Below are 14,611 nucleotides of genomic sequence, written 5' to 3'. Positions count from 1 at the left end.
TCCGTATGGCGGGTCCGGAATTCTGCTGTCTCGGGCTCTGCGGCACGAAAGCGTGCCGGTCGGCGCAACCGCAAAACCTCGCCGCAGGGGATCTCCCCGGCTTGCGCCGGGGAGATCATTCACATGGGCGGGTGCCTTACTTGGCGTCTTCGATCGCGCTGACCAGTTGGGTCACGGCCTCGTCCGAGGTCTTGATCTGGCCGTGCACGAATTTCGAGACGACATCCTTGTAGGCGTTGGCAACCGCGGGAGGCGCGCCATAGCCCTGCGCCAGCGAACCGAACAGCGTGCCGCCTTCATTGGCGGCCTTCAGGTCGGCCATGCCCTTCTTGCCGCAAGCGTCGAAGTCGGTGTCCGGCACGTCGGTGCGGGCCGGGACAGAGCCCTTGACGACGTTGAAGGCCGACTGGAAGCTCTTCGACAGCGTGGCGGTGGCCAGGGCGATCTGGGCGGCCTTGCGGTCCTCCGGAACGTTGAACATGCCGAACATGTCGGAGTTGTAGACGACGCTGCCGTCGGTGCCCGGGAAGCGGTAGCACAGGAAGTCGGTGCCCGGGACCTTCTTGGCGGCGTTGAATTCGCCCTTGGCCCAGTCACCCATCACCTGCACCAGCGCATCGCCCTTGATGACCATGGCGGTGGCGAGGTTCCAGTCCCGGCCCGAGAAGTTCGGGTCGACATAGGTGACGAGCTTGGCGAGATTGTCGAACGACTTCTTCATCGTGTCGGACTTCAGCGACTCCTCGTCGAGGTCGTTGAAGGCCTTCTTGTAGAACTCAGGCCCGCCGGTCGACAGCACGACTGAGTCGAACATTGTCGCTTCCTGCCAGTTCTGGCCGCCCAGCGCGAGCGGGATGACGCCCGCCGCCTTGGCTTTGTCCAGCAACGCAATGAAGTCGTCGAAGGTCTTGGGCTCGGTGCCGCCGATCTTGTCCATCACCGCCTTGTTGATCCATAGCCAGTTGACCGAGTGGACATTGACCGGAGCCGCGACCCACTTGCCGTCATAGACGGAGAATTTCTGCAGGGCCGCGGGAACGGACTTGTCCCAGCCTTCCTTTATCGCCGTCTCGGTCAGGTCGCCCATAACGCCGGCTGCGGCGTAATCGAGCACGGTATAGCCAAGCATCTGCGAGGCGGTCGGGTAGTTGCCCGCTGCCACCATCGCCTTCAGCGCGGTCATGGCGGCGTCGCCGCCGCCGCCGGCCACCGGCACGTCCTTCCAGGCAAAGCCTTCCTTGGCCAGATCCTGCTTGAGCACGTTCAGAGCGGCAGCTTCGCCGCCCGACGTCCACCAATGCAGCATCTGGACTTCCTTGACGTCCTCGGCATGGGCCGCGAACGCAACGCCCGATGCGAGAGCCGTCCCGATAAGCAGTTTGCGCAACATGTACTTCCTCCCTTGTTGAACTTACACGACCGGCGGATGCCCGCCGGGTTCTTCCCAACTCAGCCGACCCACCATCCGGTGCGCTGGCCGCGATGAAACTGGATTGTCTTTTCCTCGGTATAATCCTCGACGGCGCGCTTGCCGAGTTCGCGTCCGAGACCGGACTGCTTGTAGCCGCCGAAGGGCAGCTCGGGGTAACCCTCCATGAACGTGTTCACCCAAACGGTTCCCGAACGCACATTCCGCGCCACCGACATGCAGGTATCGATGCTGGCGCTCCACACGCCCGCCGACAGACCATAGGGCGTGTTGTTGGCGATGTGCAACGCCCTTTCAATCGATTCAAAAGTCAGCACCGAGAGCACCGGACCGAACACTTCCTCGCGTGCAATGGCCATGTCTTCGGTGACATCGCGAACGATGGTCGGATCAAGATACTGGCCGGCGCTCGAAGCAAGCTGATTGCCGCCGCTACAGATCCGGCCGCCGCCGTTTTCCGCTGCCGTCACGTAGCCGGTGACCTTGGCCATATGGTCGGCGGAGATCATCGCGCCGACCTTGGTGCGGTCGTCGAGCGGGTCGCCGACAACCACCTTGGCGGTGAGGGCATTGACGGCGCCGAGGAACTCGTCGGCGATCGCCTCATGGACGATCAGCCGGCTGCCGGCATTGCAGCATTCGCCGGCATTGAAAAAGCCGCCGAACACCGCTGCGTCGGCGGCGGCCTCGAGGTCGGCATCGGGAAAGACGATCTGGCCGTTCTTGCCGCCGAGCTCCATCGCGACTTTCTTCAGCGAGTTGGCGGCAGACGCCATGGTCATCTTGCCGACGCGGGTGGAGCCGGTGAACGACACCATCTCGACCAGCGGATGGCTGACCATCGGTGCGCCGACATCGGCGCCCAACCCGGCAAGGATGTTGACGACGCCATCCGGCAGGCCGGCCTGCATCAGGATCTCGCCGAGCACAAAGGTCGAGGCCGAGGTCATCTCGCTCGGCTTGACCACCGCCGTGCAGCCGGCGGCGAGCGCGAAGGGTAGTTTCTGGCTGACGATAAGGAACGGGAAATTCCACGGCGTGATGATGGAGACGACGCCGATCGGTTCGCGCAACACGACGCCGAGCATGGCATCGCCGAGATTGGCGTAGCTTTCGCCGTGAAGCGTGCGGGCAAGTGCCGCGGCATAACGCCAGATATCGACGGCGCCGCCGATCTCGCCGCGCGCCTGCGCAATCGGCTTGCCGGATTCCAGTGCGTCGAGCCGGGCAATCTCGTCCAGCCGCGCCTCGATCAGGTCAGCAGCCTTGAGCAGGATCGCGGCGCGCTCGGCGGCCTTCATGCGCGGCCACGGGCCGGTCTCGAAGGCCCTGTGCGCGGCCTGTACCGCAGCCTCCACGTCCGCCGCGCCGGCTTGTGCATAGCGCGAGACGGTGAAGCCGTGGCCAGGGCTGCTGCGCTCCAGCGTGCGGCCGTCCTGGGCGTCGACGAACCTGCCGCCGATCAGCAGCCGGTAGCTTTTCGGCGCTGCGGCTGCCTCGGCGGGCATGGCGATGTTGAGAGGTGCGTTCATGTGCGTTTCAGGTCCTAAGATCTTGAGAACGCCGGTTTCTGCTTGGCGTTGAAAGCATCGACGCCGGTCCTGAGATCGCTTGTCAGCGCGATGAAGCCGCTGGCCAGCGCTTCGGTCGCGGCAGCACTCTCTTCGCCCTCCGCGATGGCAATCATCAGCTTGGCGGCTTCGGTCGCGAGCGGGCCGCGCTCGGCGATCTTGCCGGCCCAGGCCTTGGCTTCAGCGAACGCCTTACCGGTCTCGACCACCCGGTCGACAATCCCCAGAGCAAGAGCCTCGGTAGCCAGAAACACTTCGCCGCCGAGCGCCATCCGCCGCACTGCCTGCGCGCCGAAGCGGCGCACGGCGCGCTGGGTGCCGGACCAGCCGGGAACGACGCCGATCGAGGTTTCGGGGAACCCCAGCTTCACCTGTGTTTCCGCCACGCGGAAGTCTGCAGCGGCCGCCAGTTCCAGCCCGCCGCCCAGCGCATGGCCGGCAAGCACGGCGATGGTCGGCTGCCGCAGCCGCGCCAGTCGGTCGAAGACGCGATGGCCGTAGCGCACCCATTGCACCTGGAAATCGGCGGCGCTCATTTCCGCCCAAGCCTCGACATCGCCGCCGGCGCAAAAGCCCTTGCCTTCGCCGCAGATCAGCACGACGCGGACGCCGGTTGCTGTCTCGGCCTCGTCGAGTGCCGCTTCCAGCGCCCGCAGCATCGGAATATCGAGCGCGTTGAATTTCTCCGGCCGGCGCAGTGTGACAATGCCGATGGGGCCGTCGGTTTCAAAGGTTACCAGACGCTCAGCCATGTGCGCCTCCAAGCGATGCGCCGCCATTGAGCGACAGGCCGATCGGCCGGTCCCGGTAGAGCGCCTCCGGCGTCGTCTTCAGATCGTTGGCGACGGCGAGTGGGATCTCGGCCTGCGCCAGCACATCGCGCTCCAAGTCTACACCTGGCGCCAGCTCGGTCACCATCAGCCCTGCCGGCGTCAGCTTCATCACGCAGCGCTCGGTGACATAGGTGATGTCCTGTCCCTGGGCGACAGCACGCTTGCCCGAGAAGGAGATATGCTCGACCTCGTCGACGACTTTCTTGACCTTGCCCTCCTGGTCGATGCGGATGCCGCCACCGGCAAGCGACAGCTTGGCGCCGGCGTTGAAGAAACCGGAAAAGACGATCTTCTTCGCCCGCGCGGTGATGTCGACGAAGCCGCCGGCGCCGGCGGTGACGTGGGGCCGCGCCGAAAGCTTCGAGACATTGACAGAGCCGTGGCGGTCGATCTGCAAGAAGGACAGCAGCGAGGCGTCGAAGCCGCCGGCCTGGAAATAGATGAACTGGTGCGGCGAGGGCATGAAGGCGTCGGCATTCGACGAGCAGCCGAACTTGAAGTCGAGCAGCGGCACGCCGCCGACCGCGCCCTGTTCGATGACCCAGGTGACCTTGCCGTGCTGGCCTTCCTCGAGCAGAATGCGCGGCACATTGGCCGAGATGCCGAAGCCGATATTGACCGCCATGCCGTCGGCAAGCTCCATGGCGACGCGGCGCGCAATGACCTTCTGGACGTTCATCTCGGCGTTGCGAAAGCTCGACAGCGGCCGGAAGATCTCGCCGGAGATGGCCGGATCGTAAGGCGTCAGCGTCGTCTGCAACTGGTCGGGCGCCACCACGATATGGTCGACCAGCACGCCGGGCACGCGCACATCGTGCGGCTTCAGCGTGCCGTTCTCGACGACGCGCTTGACCTGCGCGATGACGATGCCGCCATTGTTGCGGGCGGCCAGCGCCTGTTCGAGGCCGCCGAGATAGGCACCCTCATGCTCATAGGTAAGGTTGCCGCGCTCGTCCGCCGTGGTGGCGCGAATGATCGCGACCTGAGGTACGATCGAGCGGAAATAGAGCCATTCCTCGCCGTCGAACTGCTGCACCGAAACGATCGGCTCGCTGGCGGCAGCATTCATGGCGCAACCCTGGTGGCGCGGGTCGGCAAAGGTGTCGAGCCCGACCTTGGTCAGCACGCCGGGGCGCTTGGCCGCGGCCTCACGATGCATGTCGAACAGGATGCCGGACGGCACGTTGTAGGCGGCGACCGTATTGTCGCCGATCATCTTCCAGATCTGCGGCGGTTCCGACGATGAAGGCCCGGACGGATAGGAGCCGCACAAAGTGCGCTTCAACAGGCCGGGCTTGGCTACATGGTCGATGCCCTTGATGCCGTACATGTCACCGGCGGCGATCGGGTGCAGCGTCGTGATGTCCTTGGGATGGCCGTCGGCGTCGAAGCGCTCGCCGATGGCGGCAAGCACCGCATCCGGGCAGCCGAGGCCGCTCGACGACGACACGGAAACGACCACGCCATCCCTAATCAGGCCGGCAGCCTCAGCCGCGGAAACGAGTTTGCTCACGCTGCGCTCCCGAGCTTCGGGTCGATGGCAACGGCCTTGCCGGACCTGGCCGATTGCAATGCCGCTTCGGCTGATGTCAGCGACCAGACGCCGTCCTCGCCGGTGGCGGAAGGCTGGCCCTCGCCGCGGATCGCCGCGTGGTATTGGCGCAGCGAACGGGCATAGAGGTCTTCGCGGTCGAAGCTCAATTCCTCTTCGTCCTGTGCCGTGCGAAGCAACACAGAGCCGAGCGGCTTCTGCGTCATCACGTCCTTGGCGATCAGCGAGCCTTCGCTGCCATGCACCTCGAAGCCGGTGCCGGCGAATTTGGTGGTGAAGCCCTCATGCGATTGGGCAATGATCCCCGATGCGAAGCGCCAGATGCACATGGCGCCGTCTTCCAGCCCGCCGGCGGCCATGCCGGCCGACTGCGTGAATGCCGAGATCTCGACGGGATCGTCGCCGAGCACGAAGCGCAGCGTGTCGGCATCGTGGACGGTGATGTCGAGCACCACGCCGCCGCCGGCGTCCGGCCTGGTGATGCGCCAGCCCTGCAGGTTTTCCGGCAGATAGACGGAGTGGAAGACGCGCGCGGCGATCGGCATGCCGATGCGGCCGGCAGCGATCGCTTCGCGCATCGCCCGATGCGAGCCGGCATTGCGCAGGTGGTGATTGGTGCCGAGCACGACGCCGGCGGCCCTGGCCGCCGCGACCATCTTGCGCGCGTCGGCGCTGGTCAGCGCCAGGGGTTTTTCGCACAGCACATGCTTTCCCGCCTCGATCGCGGCGAGTGCCTGTTCGAGATGCAATTCGTTGGTGGTCGAGATGTAGACGGCGTCGACATCGGATTTGAGCAGGGCGTCGAGCGTCGAGACCGCCGCCGGAATGCGGTTTTCCCGAGCATAGGCGGTAGCCCGCTCCGGGCTGGAGCTCATCACTGCGGCGATCTCGCCGTCCGGCTGCGCGCGGATGGCGCCGATCATGAACTGTCTTGCGATCGTGCTGGCGCCGATCAGCCCCCAACTGACGGTCATGCCGCGTCTCCCATTCCTGCGCAGCCATGCTCCTTGCGATCGGGGCCGCAGCTTTCCCTGACCACGAGGTTGACGGCGCCGATATGATCCTCGGCGCGCGTGGTGCGCGATTGGATCATCTTCAGCACGACATGGGCGGCGCGCTCGCCGAGGCCAGCGGTGTTCACCGCGACGCTGGTCAGCGCCGGCATATAGTGCTCGGCCTCGGCAACGTCGTCGAAGCCGACGACGGCAAAGTCCGCGCCGGGTTCCAGGCCGCGCTTGCGCAGCGCCAGCAAGACGCCGAAGGCGACCGCATCGTTGAAGCAAAGGGCCGCGGTCGGCGGCGCGGCCATGGCGAGTGCGGTTTCCAGGCAGGCAATACCGCCCTTGCGGCTGGTTTCGCCCTCGAAGACCAGTCTGTCGGCCGGATCGATGCCGAGCGCTTCACAGGCCTCGCGAAAGCCGCCCAGGCGCTCGTGATAGACGACAAGGTCGGACGAGCCGCCGAAGAAGGCCAGCCGGCGGTGGCCCTTGCCGATCAGATGGGTGGTGGCAAGATAGGCGCCGCGATGATTGTCGGGCGTGATCACCGGGATACGGCTTTCGGGAAGCCGGCGCATGACGAAGACGACCGGAACGCCTGCGGTCTCAAGGCGACGGAACGCGCCAGGCGTGGTGCCGCGCGCCGGCGACACGACGAGCCCGGCGACACCCTGCTCCATCAGCGATTTCAGAACCTCTTCCTGGCGCACCGGGTTTTCGGCCGTATTGGCGATGAAAGGCACGACGCCGGCCGACTGGAAGACGCGCTCCATGCCGACCGCGAGCTCGGCGAAAAACGGATTGGTGAGATCGTTGATGACCATGCCGATGACGTTGGAATGGGCCTTGCGCAGATTGGCGGCGCCGCGGTTGTAGACATAGCCGACGTCCTCGATCGCCTTACGCACCTTGAGCGCGGTTTCGGGCCGGATCAGCCCGCTGCCTTGCAGCACCAGCGATACCGTCGATTTGGACACGCCCGCCTCACGGGCGATGTCGAGTATCGTTGCCTTGGCCCGGCTGGCCATCCAGATCTGTCCTCCCGGTGGTTTCTTGTGCGATTTTATTGGAACGATCTAATCCCTGCGGTGCATTTGAGTCAATCGCGTTTTTGCGAAGCCGGGAAAAATGCGGCTCGGCGGCGCAATCCTCCGGCAAGCAGGGCTTTCGGCTACTGCGATGCAGCAATTTTCGCTGCACGAGGCAGGGGCAAAATATCTTGATTTGTTGGAACGTTCCATTTAATAGGCATTGGTAAGGGAGAGAGCCATGGACATCACCTTGCCCGGGGAAGGCGCCGGCCGTGTCCGCTACCGGCTTGTCGGCCAGCCGGTGCAGCCTGTGGCCGGCGCTCGCTTCTCGCGCATCGCCTACGCCGCCGCCCATGTCGTTGCCGATCCCCTCGCCATGACCGATCCGTGGTCGAGGCCCGCGGTCGACTGGGACAAGACGATGGCGTTTCGCCGTCACCTCTGGCGGCTTGGCTTCCGTGTCGCCGAAGCGATGGACACCTCTCAGCGCGGCATGGGTTTCGACTGGGCGAATGCCAAAGAATTGATCCGCCGCTCGATCGCCGAGGCGCACAGCGTCGAAGGCGCCGATCTTGCGTCGGGCGCCGGCACCGACCATCTGGCGCCGGGGGGCGCCAGCAGGCTAGACGATGTCATCGCGGCCTATGAAGAACAGCTCGGCTTCATCGAAGGGCTTGGCGGCAAGGCGATCGTGATGGCCAGCCGGGCGCTGGCGGCGGTCGCCAAAAGCCCCGACGACTATATCGGCGTCTACGACCGCATCCTGTCCCAGGTCTCCGGCAAGGTCATCCTGCACTGGCTGGGCGACATGTTCGACCCGGCGCTGAAAGGCTACTGGGGCAGCAGCGACTTCGAAACTGCGCTGGAGACGCTGGTCGCGATCATCGAACGCCATGCCGGCAAGGTCGAAGGCATAAAGATATCGCTGCTCGATGCCGGCAAGGAGATTGCGCTCAGGGATCGGCTGCCCGAGGGCGTGCTGATGTTCACCGGCGACGATTTCAATTACCCCGAGCTGATCGCCGGCGACGGCGACAGACATTCGCACGCGCTGCTCGGCATTTTCGATGCCATCGCGCCGGTCGCCAATGCGGCGCTGGCAAAGCTGGCCGACGGCGACCGCGCGGGCTACGACGCGCTGATGGCCCCGACAGTGTCGCTGTCGCGCAAGATCTTCGAGGCGCCGACCGAATACTACAAGGCCGGCATCGTCTTCATGGCATGGCTGAACGGCCATCAGGAGCATTTTTCGATGGTCGGCGGCATGCAATCGGCGCGCGGCATCCGTCACTATGCCGATGTCTTTCGCCTTGCCGACCAGGCAGGGTTGCTGGCCGACCCCGAGCTTGCCATTGCCAGAATGACAAGCCTCTGCACGGTAGCGGGCGTCTGATCGCGAGCGCTACAGCGTCCGATCCAAAGGTTGCTTCGGGTGGCTTTGCGATTTGCCTTGTCTGGGCAAATCTGTATGCGGTATGCGTCCGGCAACAGAGAAGCCGATCCGGCGCTCCGCCGGCCAACTGGCATAGCTGCCGTTCTGCATTGGGGTAAGCTGATGACCTTCGACCTTCAGGGCAAGCGCGTTTTCGTGGCCGGACATCGCGGCATGGTCGGCTCGGCCATCCTGCGCCGATTGGCCGACGAGGATTGCGAGGTCCTGACCGCCTCGCGCGCCGAGCTCGATCTTCTCGACCAGGCCGGCGTGCGGCGCTGGATGGCCGACCGCAAGCCGGATGCAGTGGTGATGGCGGCGGCCAAGGTTGGCGGTATCCTGGCCAACAACAGGCTTCCCGTCGATTTCCTGCAGGACAATCTCGTCATGCAGAACAATGTCGTCGACAGCGCCTTCCGCAACGAGGTACAGAAGCTGCTGTTTCTCGGTTCATCCTGCATCTATCCCAAATTCGCGGCGCAGCCGATCTCCGAGGACGCCTTGCTGACCGGGCCGCTCGAGCCCACCAACGAATGGTATGCGATCGCCAAGATCGCCGGGCTGAAACTGTGCCAGGCCTATCGGCGCCAGTACGGCGTCGACTACATCTCGGCGATGCCGACCAATCTCTACGGCCCGGGCGACAATTTCGACCTCAATTCCAGCCATGTCGTACCCGCTCTGATGCGCAAGGCGCACGAGGCCAGGCGCGCCGGCCGCAAGAGCCTGGAGGTGTGGGGATCAGGCACGCCGATGCGCGAATTCCTGCATGTCGACGACGCCGCCGACGCGCTGGTCTGGTTGCTGAAGAATTATTCGGGCGACAGCCACATCAATGTCGGCTCGGGGGAAGACATCACCATTGCCGATCTTGCCCGCACCATCGTGTCGGTCGCTGGCGCCGATGCCGCGATAACATTCGATGCGACGAAGCCGGACGGCACGCCGCGCAAGCTGATGGACGTGTCGCGTCTGTTCGCCACCGGCTGGCGCCCGCGCTACTCGCTGCGCAGCGGGTTGGAACAGACCTATGCCTGGTTTCTGGAGCACGTCGAGACCGGCGATCTGCGCCTCGGTGCGGCCTGAGGCCGGTATAGGCAGGGAACGTCAGTCAACGAAAAATACCGACGGCCAATTGAGGGATTATTTGGATGGTGGGCGTGACAGGGATTGAACCTGTGACCCCTGCAATGTCAATGCAGTGCTCTCCCGCTGAGCTACACGCCCATCCGAAGCCGCGCATACACCATTTTTGGTTCGGCACGTCAATAGCGGGAAAAGGGAAAGAACGCCTGGCTTGCGGCGTCGGTCAAGACGCGACAAAAAGCGCGTCAGGCGGCCTGCAGCATCTTTTCGACCTCGTTGACGAGGTCGCGCAGGTGGAACGGCTTCGATAGCACCTTGGCGTCTTTCGGCGCCTTGGAATCAGGGTTCAGCGCGACGGCGGCGAAGCCGGTGATGAACATCACCTTGAGGTCGGGATCGATCTCCGTGGCGCGTCGGGCGAGCTCGATGCCATCCATCTCGGGCATGACGATGTCGGTCAAAAGCAGCGAAAAAGGTTCCTCGCGCAGCCGCTCATAGGCGCTGGCGCCATTGTCGAAATCGCTGACCTGATAACCGGCGCGCTCCAGCGCCTTGACGAGGAACCGGCGCATGTCGTCGTCGTCTTCCGCCAGCAGAATGCGTGCCATGTTGTCCCGTCCGAATCACCCAACCGACAATGCCGTTCGGCAAGCCCGTTAACCATGCTGTATATGAGGAGGTGACGGTAAACATCAAGTGAACGTTGGCCGCACAATCCTGATTTGGCTGGCGCTTCGGCGGCTGGACATGCGGGCGGCGAGGTGGCACTTTCCCATCATGATGCATTGGTATTCCCGGGTTCGTCCAAATTGAAAACGGCAGCCGAGGATTTTTCGGTCGTTCCACCCTTCGAAATCCGATCGGGCGCCGAACAGCGCGTTCCCTTCCTCTTCAACTCGCCGCATAGCGGCCGCTACTATCCGGACCGGTTCATGGCTATGGCCAAGCTGGACCGCAACGCCATCCGCCGCTCCGAGGACTGCTATGTCGAGGAATTGTTCGGCGGCGCCGTCGCGCTCGGAGCGCCGATGCTGGCGGCAAACTTCCCGCGCGCCTATCTCGACGTCAATCGGGAGCCGTGGGAACTCGACCCGCGCATGTTCGCCGAACCGGTGCCGTCATTCTGCAACATCCGCTCGGCGCGGGTGGCCGGCGGGCTCGGCACCGTGCCCAAGCTGGTCGGCGAGGGGCTCGACATCTATTCCGGCCGCTTGCCGCTGGCGGAAGCCGTGGCGCGCATCGAAGCGGTCTACAAGCCCTATCACGAGACGCTGAAACGGCTTTTGACCAGAACCCATGCGCGCTTCGGCTACGCCGTGCTGATTGACTGCCACTCGATGCCGGCAAGCATAAGGGTCGGCGACAGCGGATTGCGGCCGGATTTCATCGTCGGCGACCGTTTCGGCATCTCGGCCGCGGCGGCGTTGACCGAGACGGCGATCGGCCTGCTCACCGGCATGGGCTACAGCGTCGCCCACAACAAGCCCTATGCCGGAGGCTTCATTACCGAGCACTATGGCCGCCCCGTGCGCCATCTGCATGCGCTGCAGATCGAGGTCAATCGCGGGCTCTACATGAATGAGCGGACGTTCCAGAGATCGGCTGGTTTCGACGCACTGGCCGACGATCTGGCGCGGTTTTCGGCCGAACTGATGGCGATGCCCGATCACAATTTCATGGATCTGCCGCTGGCCGCCGAATAGCCGCGGAATCGCGGTACCCGCCGCTCATGCGGCAGCGTAAAAAAAGACCGCATCGTTTGCACGACACGGTCGAAGTCTAGGGAGGAAACGCCCAAGGAGGGCATGGACAGGAACCCCTGTCCGAGAACAAACGTATTGTGCGCTGCACAAATGTCAAGGCGCGTTCCGGCTTTTTTAATTCACTGTGAAGTGGAAACTGCATTTCCATGACGGCGGCGTTGCATTCGAGCAACAGTTGGCACCATGCGAAAGGCTCCGAACGCCCTTGTTTCGGCATAAATCCGTAGGCAAACGGGTATCTCCAAACATGCTGGAGCGGGAGAATCAGTTGGACATCAACATCGAGTTCATGCGGCGCATTGCGCGTGCCGCCGCAGCCGAGACCTTGCCGCGCTTCCGCAACCAGGGCGCGGTCACCAACAAGGAGCGCGGCAGCTTCGACCCGGTCACCGAGGCCGACCGCGAGGCCGAGCGCGCCATCCGGGCGCTGATATCAGCGCAATACCCCGATCACGGCATTCTCGGCGAGGAACATGGCAGCGAAAACATCTCCAGCCGGCATGTCTGGGTGATCGATCCGATCGATGGAACGCGCGCCTTCATTTCCGGCCTGCCGGTATGGGGCACGCTGGTCGGGCTGACGGTCGACGGCGATGCCGTCGCCGGCATGATGTCGCAGCCCTTCACCGGCGAGTTGTTCTACGCCAATGCCTCCGGCTCGCATTATGAAGGTCCCGGTGGCCCCCGAAAACTCGCTACGCGCAAGACGACGAATCTCGCCGAGGCGACGCTGTTCACCACCACGCCGGCGCTGTTCAAGGGAGACGCGCGCCTGCGCTACGACCTGTTCGAGCAACAGGTCCAGCTCGCCCGTTACGGCACCGACTGCTATGCCTTCGCGATGGTGGCGGCGGGCAGCGTCGATATCGTTGCCGATCCCGGATTGAAACCGTACGACATCGTCGCGCTGATCCCGATCATCGAGAAGGCAGGCGGCGTTGTCACCACCTTCGAAGGCGGCCCGGCGGAAAACGGCGGCGACATCCTGGCGGCGGCGACACCGGAGCTGCACGCAGCCGCGATGGCGGCGCTGCGCGGCTAAGCATCCGGTGCACCCACGCGTCTGTTTTGCGCAAATCCGACGGAAACCGCGGTACGGTCCTAAAGCAAAGCGCGCCGCGTTTGAGTGAACTCATGTGACGCGCTTGTTTTATGCATGTTATCGCAAAACCGCTGCGCGACATGCATTAGCTGTCGGCAGGCCAAGCGTCCGAGAGACGCAGGCCCCACAAAATGAGCAGGAAAGAGATGAGGCCGGTCGGCGCGGACGAATACGCCACACCTTTGATCACAGCTTCCTGAAAGGCACTTCCGTGGAAGGCTCCGGCCGCCAACGGCATAGTCTCGTTGCCGGCCGCCCAGGCGCTGGCGATCACGTAGGCGGCCAGGATCGCCAAAGCCGAATAGATCAGCAGCCAGAAAGCAATCCGCGACGTCGCCGCGCCGAGATTGAGCCTAGACCATGTGAGGCCTAGAGCCAGCAAGAGAACGCCCTCCAGGGCGCTGAGCGTGTGCGCGGACAGTCCGAGCCGCGGTGCGGCGAGATACGGTATTGCAAACCCTTCGAATGACGAAAACAGCAGCAGCGCGACGCCAATCTGCAGTAGCCGATGCCCCTGACGTGACAGCGTGTTCGATGCGTTCATGGTCCTTTTTCTCCCGGCGAATGGCCTCCATTCTCTTTGGCAGCAACCTAGCGCTCGATGCCTTAACGGGAATAAGGGGGCACGCTGCGTCGGACAAGCGACCCGTGCGGGCTTTGTTGGCGGGCGCCGGCGAAGCGGTCAAACAGCGTCGCCGGTTCCGGGGATGAAGGCATCGAATGCCGCAAGCAACTGCTCGCGATAGAGGTCGGCTTCCTGGAGGATCTCATGGCGGGCGCCGTCGATCATCACTAGCGAGCCGACGCGCAGACGCCTCGCATAGGCTTCGACTGCCCTGGTCGAGACGACCTGGTCGGCGCCGGCGGCGATCATCAGCAAGGGCACCTGGATCTTGGCCATGAAATCCGGGTCGCTGACGATCAAGGATGCCTCGGTGGCCGCCTTCAGCCAGCGGATCGTCGGTCCGCCGAGCGCCAGCTGCGGATAGGTTTCGTAGATCAGCGTGTTGCGCCGATAGCGTTCCGGGTCGCTGGTCAGCTTGTTTATGGCGAAGGGCACCGATTCCTTGGGCCGCGGCCCCCATGCGGCATAGAGCCGGCCAAGGCCGAGAAGGCAGAACAGCGAACAGAGGCGGCGGACGGTTTTTACCGAAACCGGCAGGTCCGGCACGGTGAAGAACGGTGCGATCAGCACCATGCGGCGCACGCGGTTCGCCATCGAGGGCGCGGCGAGCAGCGCAATCACCGCGCCGGCCGAGTGGGCCAGTATGTAGTAGGGTCCTCGGCAATCGGGCAGCACGATCTCCTCGAAGAACTGCTCCAGATCGCCGGTGTAATCGAAGAAGCTCCGGACGAAGCCGCGCTGTCGGTCGCCGATCAGCCGGTCGGAAGCGCCCTGTCCGCGCCAGTCGAGGGTTGCCACGCCAAAGCCCCGGTCGGCAAGGTTGCGAATGGTCTCGAAATACTTCTCGATGCACTCGTTGCGGCCGGTCAGGACGACGACGGTGCCCTTCATCGGGCGGGCAACCGCGGCAAACAGCCCATAGCGGATCTTCTTGCCGTCGCGCGCGGTGAAGAAGCCGCCGGCCGCGTTTTCCGGCAGCGGATTGCCCGGAGTTTCCTGGAAGAGAGGGGGCTGGTGGAGAAGATCGGTCATGCGGTTTTTGGTTGGTGTCGGTGCCGGTGTGGGCGCAAGTCAGGCATAAACGCCCATGCGCCAAAAGCAAAGGAATTTGGGACGCCGGGGAGCTCGACCGCCAGGCAGCGAACAAGTAAGGCCGGAAGCAGCCTTGGCGTGCTTCCGGCCTCTGTCG

Annotated in this window: 13 protein-coding genes and 1 tRNA gene; 4 read left to right on the top strand and 10 right to left on the bottom strand. The window is 64.1% G+C overall.

Annotation, left to right across the window (positions count from 1 at the left end; genetic code table 11):
* Nucleotides 1–136: 136 nt before the first annotated feature.
* From NKI08_RS05555 to NKI08_RS05530, 6 genes are read right to left on the bottom strand one after another with little or no spacing between them, the layout of a single operon-like run.
* Nucleotides 137–1,390 carry an ABC transporter substrate-binding protein gene (locus NKI08_RS05555; protein ID WP_031194023.1) on the bottom strand — a complete coding sequence of 418 codons (1,254 nt, stop codon included), beginning with the start codon at nt 1,388–1,390 and terminating at the stop codon, nt 137–139.
* Nucleotides 1,391–1,449: 59 nt separating this feature from the next.
* A complete protein-coding gene (locus NKI08_RS05550; RefSeq protein WP_352682494.1) occupies nt 1,450–2,961 on the bottom strand; it encodes an aldehyde dehydrogenase family protein in 1,512 nt (503 codons plus the stop codon).
* Nucleotides 2,962–2,975: 14 nt separating this feature from the next.
* Nucleotides 2,976–3,752: an enoyl-CoA hydratase/isomerase family protein gene (locus NKI08_RS05545; RefSeq protein WP_352767686.1), complete on the bottom strand. Its 777-nt coding sequence runs from the start codon at nt 3,750–3,752 to the stop codon at nt 2,976–2,978.
* Nucleotides 3,745–5,346 (bottom strand): acyl CoA:acetate/3-ketoacid CoA transferase, encoded by a 1,602-nt coding sequence (locus NKI08_RS05540; protein WP_352767685.1) that lies wholly within the window; start codon nt 5,344–5,346, stop codon nt 3,745–3,747. Before NKI08_RS05540 ends, NKI08_RS05545 begins: the two co-directional genes overlap by 8 nt.
* Nucleotides 5,343–6,359 carry a Gfo/Idh/MocA family protein gene (locus NKI08_RS05535; RefSeq protein ID WP_352767684.1) on the bottom strand — a complete coding sequence of 339 codons (1,017 nt, stop codon included), beginning with the start codon at nt 6,357–6,359 and terminating at the stop codon, nt 5,343–5,345. The genes NKI08_RS05540 and NKI08_RS05535 overlap by 4 nt, the downstream gene beginning before the upstream one ends.
* On the bottom strand, nt 6,356–7,411 hold the full coding sequence (locus NKI08_RS05530; protein ID WP_352767682.1) for a LacI family DNA-binding transcriptional regulator: 1,056 nt from the start codon (nt 7,409–7,411) through the stop codon (nt 6,356–6,358). Before NKI08_RS05530 ends, NKI08_RS05535 begins: the two co-directional genes overlap by 4 nt.
* Nucleotides 7,412–7,652: 241 nt before the next feature.
* Here NKI08_RS05530 and NKI08_RS05525 point away from each other — a divergent pair, with 241 nt between their 5' ends.
* Both NKI08_RS05525 and fcl read left to right on the top strand, forming a co-directional pair.
* Nucleotides 7,653–8,807, top strand: coding sequence for a dihydrodipicolinate synthase family protein (locus NKI08_RS05525; RefSeq protein WP_352767680.1), 1,155 nt, complete (start codon nt 7,653–7,655; stop codon nt 8,805–8,807).
* Nucleotides 8,808–8,969: 162 nt separating this feature from the next.
* The gene (fcl, locus tag NKI08_RS05520; RefSeq protein ID WP_352767678.1) at nt 8,970–9,932 is read left to right on the top strand and encodes a GDP-L-fucose synthase; all 963 of its coding nucleotides are present in this window, start codon (nt 8,970–8,972) and stop codon (nt 9,930–9,932) included.
* 66 nt (nt 9,933–9,998) lie between these two features.
* Here fcl and NKI08_RS05515 read toward each other — a convergent pair.
* Together NKI08_RS05515 and cpdR are read right to left on the bottom strand one after the other, a co-directional pair.
* Nucleotides 9,999–10,073, bottom strand: a tRNA-Val gene (locus NKI08_RS05515).
* A 104-nt stretch (nt 10,074–10,177) separates the two neighbouring features.
* Nucleotides 10,178–10,540 (bottom strand): cell cycle two-component system response regulator CpdR, encoded by a 363-nt coding sequence (gene cpdR / locus NKI08_RS05510; protein ID WP_006199474.1) that lies wholly within the window; start codon nt 10,538–10,540, stop codon nt 10,178–10,180.
* A gap of 153 nt (nt 10,541–10,693) precedes the next feature.
* On the opposite strand from cpdR, the gene NKI08_RS05505 reads away from it, so the two are divergent.
* Both NKI08_RS05505 and hisN read left to right on the top strand, forming a co-directional pair.
* Nucleotides 10,694–11,635 (top strand): N-formylglutamate amidohydrolase, encoded by a 942-nt coding sequence (locus NKI08_RS05505; protein WP_352539364.1) that lies wholly within the window; start codon nt 10,694–10,696, stop codon nt 11,633–11,635.
* Between the two features lie 328 nt (nt 11,636–11,963).
* Complete coding sequence (gene hisN / locus NKI08_RS05500) at nt 11,964–12,737, top strand: histidinol-phosphatase (RefSeq protein ID WP_352564879.1); 774 nt, start codon at nt 11,964–11,966, stop codon at nt 12,735–12,737.
* 145 nt (nt 12,738–12,882) lie between these two features.
* Here the strand turns inward: hisN and NKI08_RS05495 are convergent, their stop codons facing one another.
* Both NKI08_RS05495 and NKI08_RS05490 read right to left on the bottom strand, forming a co-directional pair.
* Complete coding sequence (locus tag NKI08_RS05495; protein WP_352767675.1) at nt 12,883–13,341, bottom strand: styrene oxide isomerase; 459 nt, start codon at nt 13,339–13,341, stop codon at nt 12,883–12,885.
* 138 nt (nt 13,342–13,479) lie between these two features.
* A complete protein-coding gene (locus tag NKI08_RS05490) occupies nt 13,480–14,454 on the bottom strand; it encodes an alpha/beta fold hydrolase (RefSeq protein WP_352564883.1) in 975 nt (324 codons plus the stop codon).
* Between the last annotated feature and the right edge of the window lie 157 nt (nt 14,455–14,611).

The organism is Mesorhizobium sp. M0768 (assembly GCF_040320195.1).
In the GTDB taxonomy this organism is placed as follows: Bacteria; Pseudomonadota; Alphaproteobacteria; order Rhizobiales; family Rhizobiaceae; genus Mesorhizobium.
The sequence above is the reverse complement of the archived record's forward strand: the minus strand, read 5'-3'. Positions and strand labels throughout refer to the sequence as shown.

Excerpts from the sequence above, each read along its gene's own strand:
- NKI08_RS05525 (WP_352767680.1), top strand. The coding sequence starts at position 7,653 with ATGGACATCACCTTGCCCGGGGAAGGCGCCGGCCGTGTCCGCTACCGG.
- NKI08_RS05545 (WP_352767686.1), bottom strand. The coding sequence starts at position 3,752 with ATGGCTGAGCGTCTGGTAACCTTTGAAACCGACGGCCCCATCGGCATT.
- cpdR (WP_006199474.1), bottom strand. The coding sequence starts at position 10,540 with ATGGCACGCATTCTGCTGGCGGAAGACGACGACGACATGCGCCGGTTC.
- NKI08_RS05555 (WP_031194023.1), bottom strand. The coding sequence starts at position 1,390 with ATGTTGCGCAAACTGCTTATCGGGACGGCTCTCGCATCGGGCGTTGCG.
- NKI08_RS05530 (WP_352767682.1), bottom strand. The coding sequence starts at position 7,411 with ATGGCCAGCCGGGCCAAGGCAACGATACTCGACATCGCCCGTGAGGCG.
- NKI08_RS05495 (WP_352767675.1), bottom strand. The coding sequence starts at position 13,341 with ATGAACGCATCGAACACGCTGTCACGTCAGGGGCATCGGCTACTGCAG.
- NKI08_RS05490 (WP_352564883.1), bottom strand. The coding sequence starts at position 14,454 with ATGACCGATCTTCTCCACCAGCCCCCTCTCTTCCAGGAAACTCCGGGC.
- NKI08_RS05535 (WP_352767684.1), bottom strand. The coding sequence starts at position 6,359 with ATGACCGTCAGTTGGGGGCTGATCGGCGCCAGCACGATCGCAAGACAG.
- fcl (WP_352767678.1), top strand. The coding sequence starts at position 8,970 with ATGACCTTCGACCTTCAGGGCAAGCGCGTTTTCGTGGCCGGACATCGC.
- NKI08_RS05550 (WP_352682494.1), bottom strand. The coding sequence starts at position 2,961 with ATGAACGCACCTCTCAACATCGCCATGCCCGCCGAGGCAGCCGCAGCG.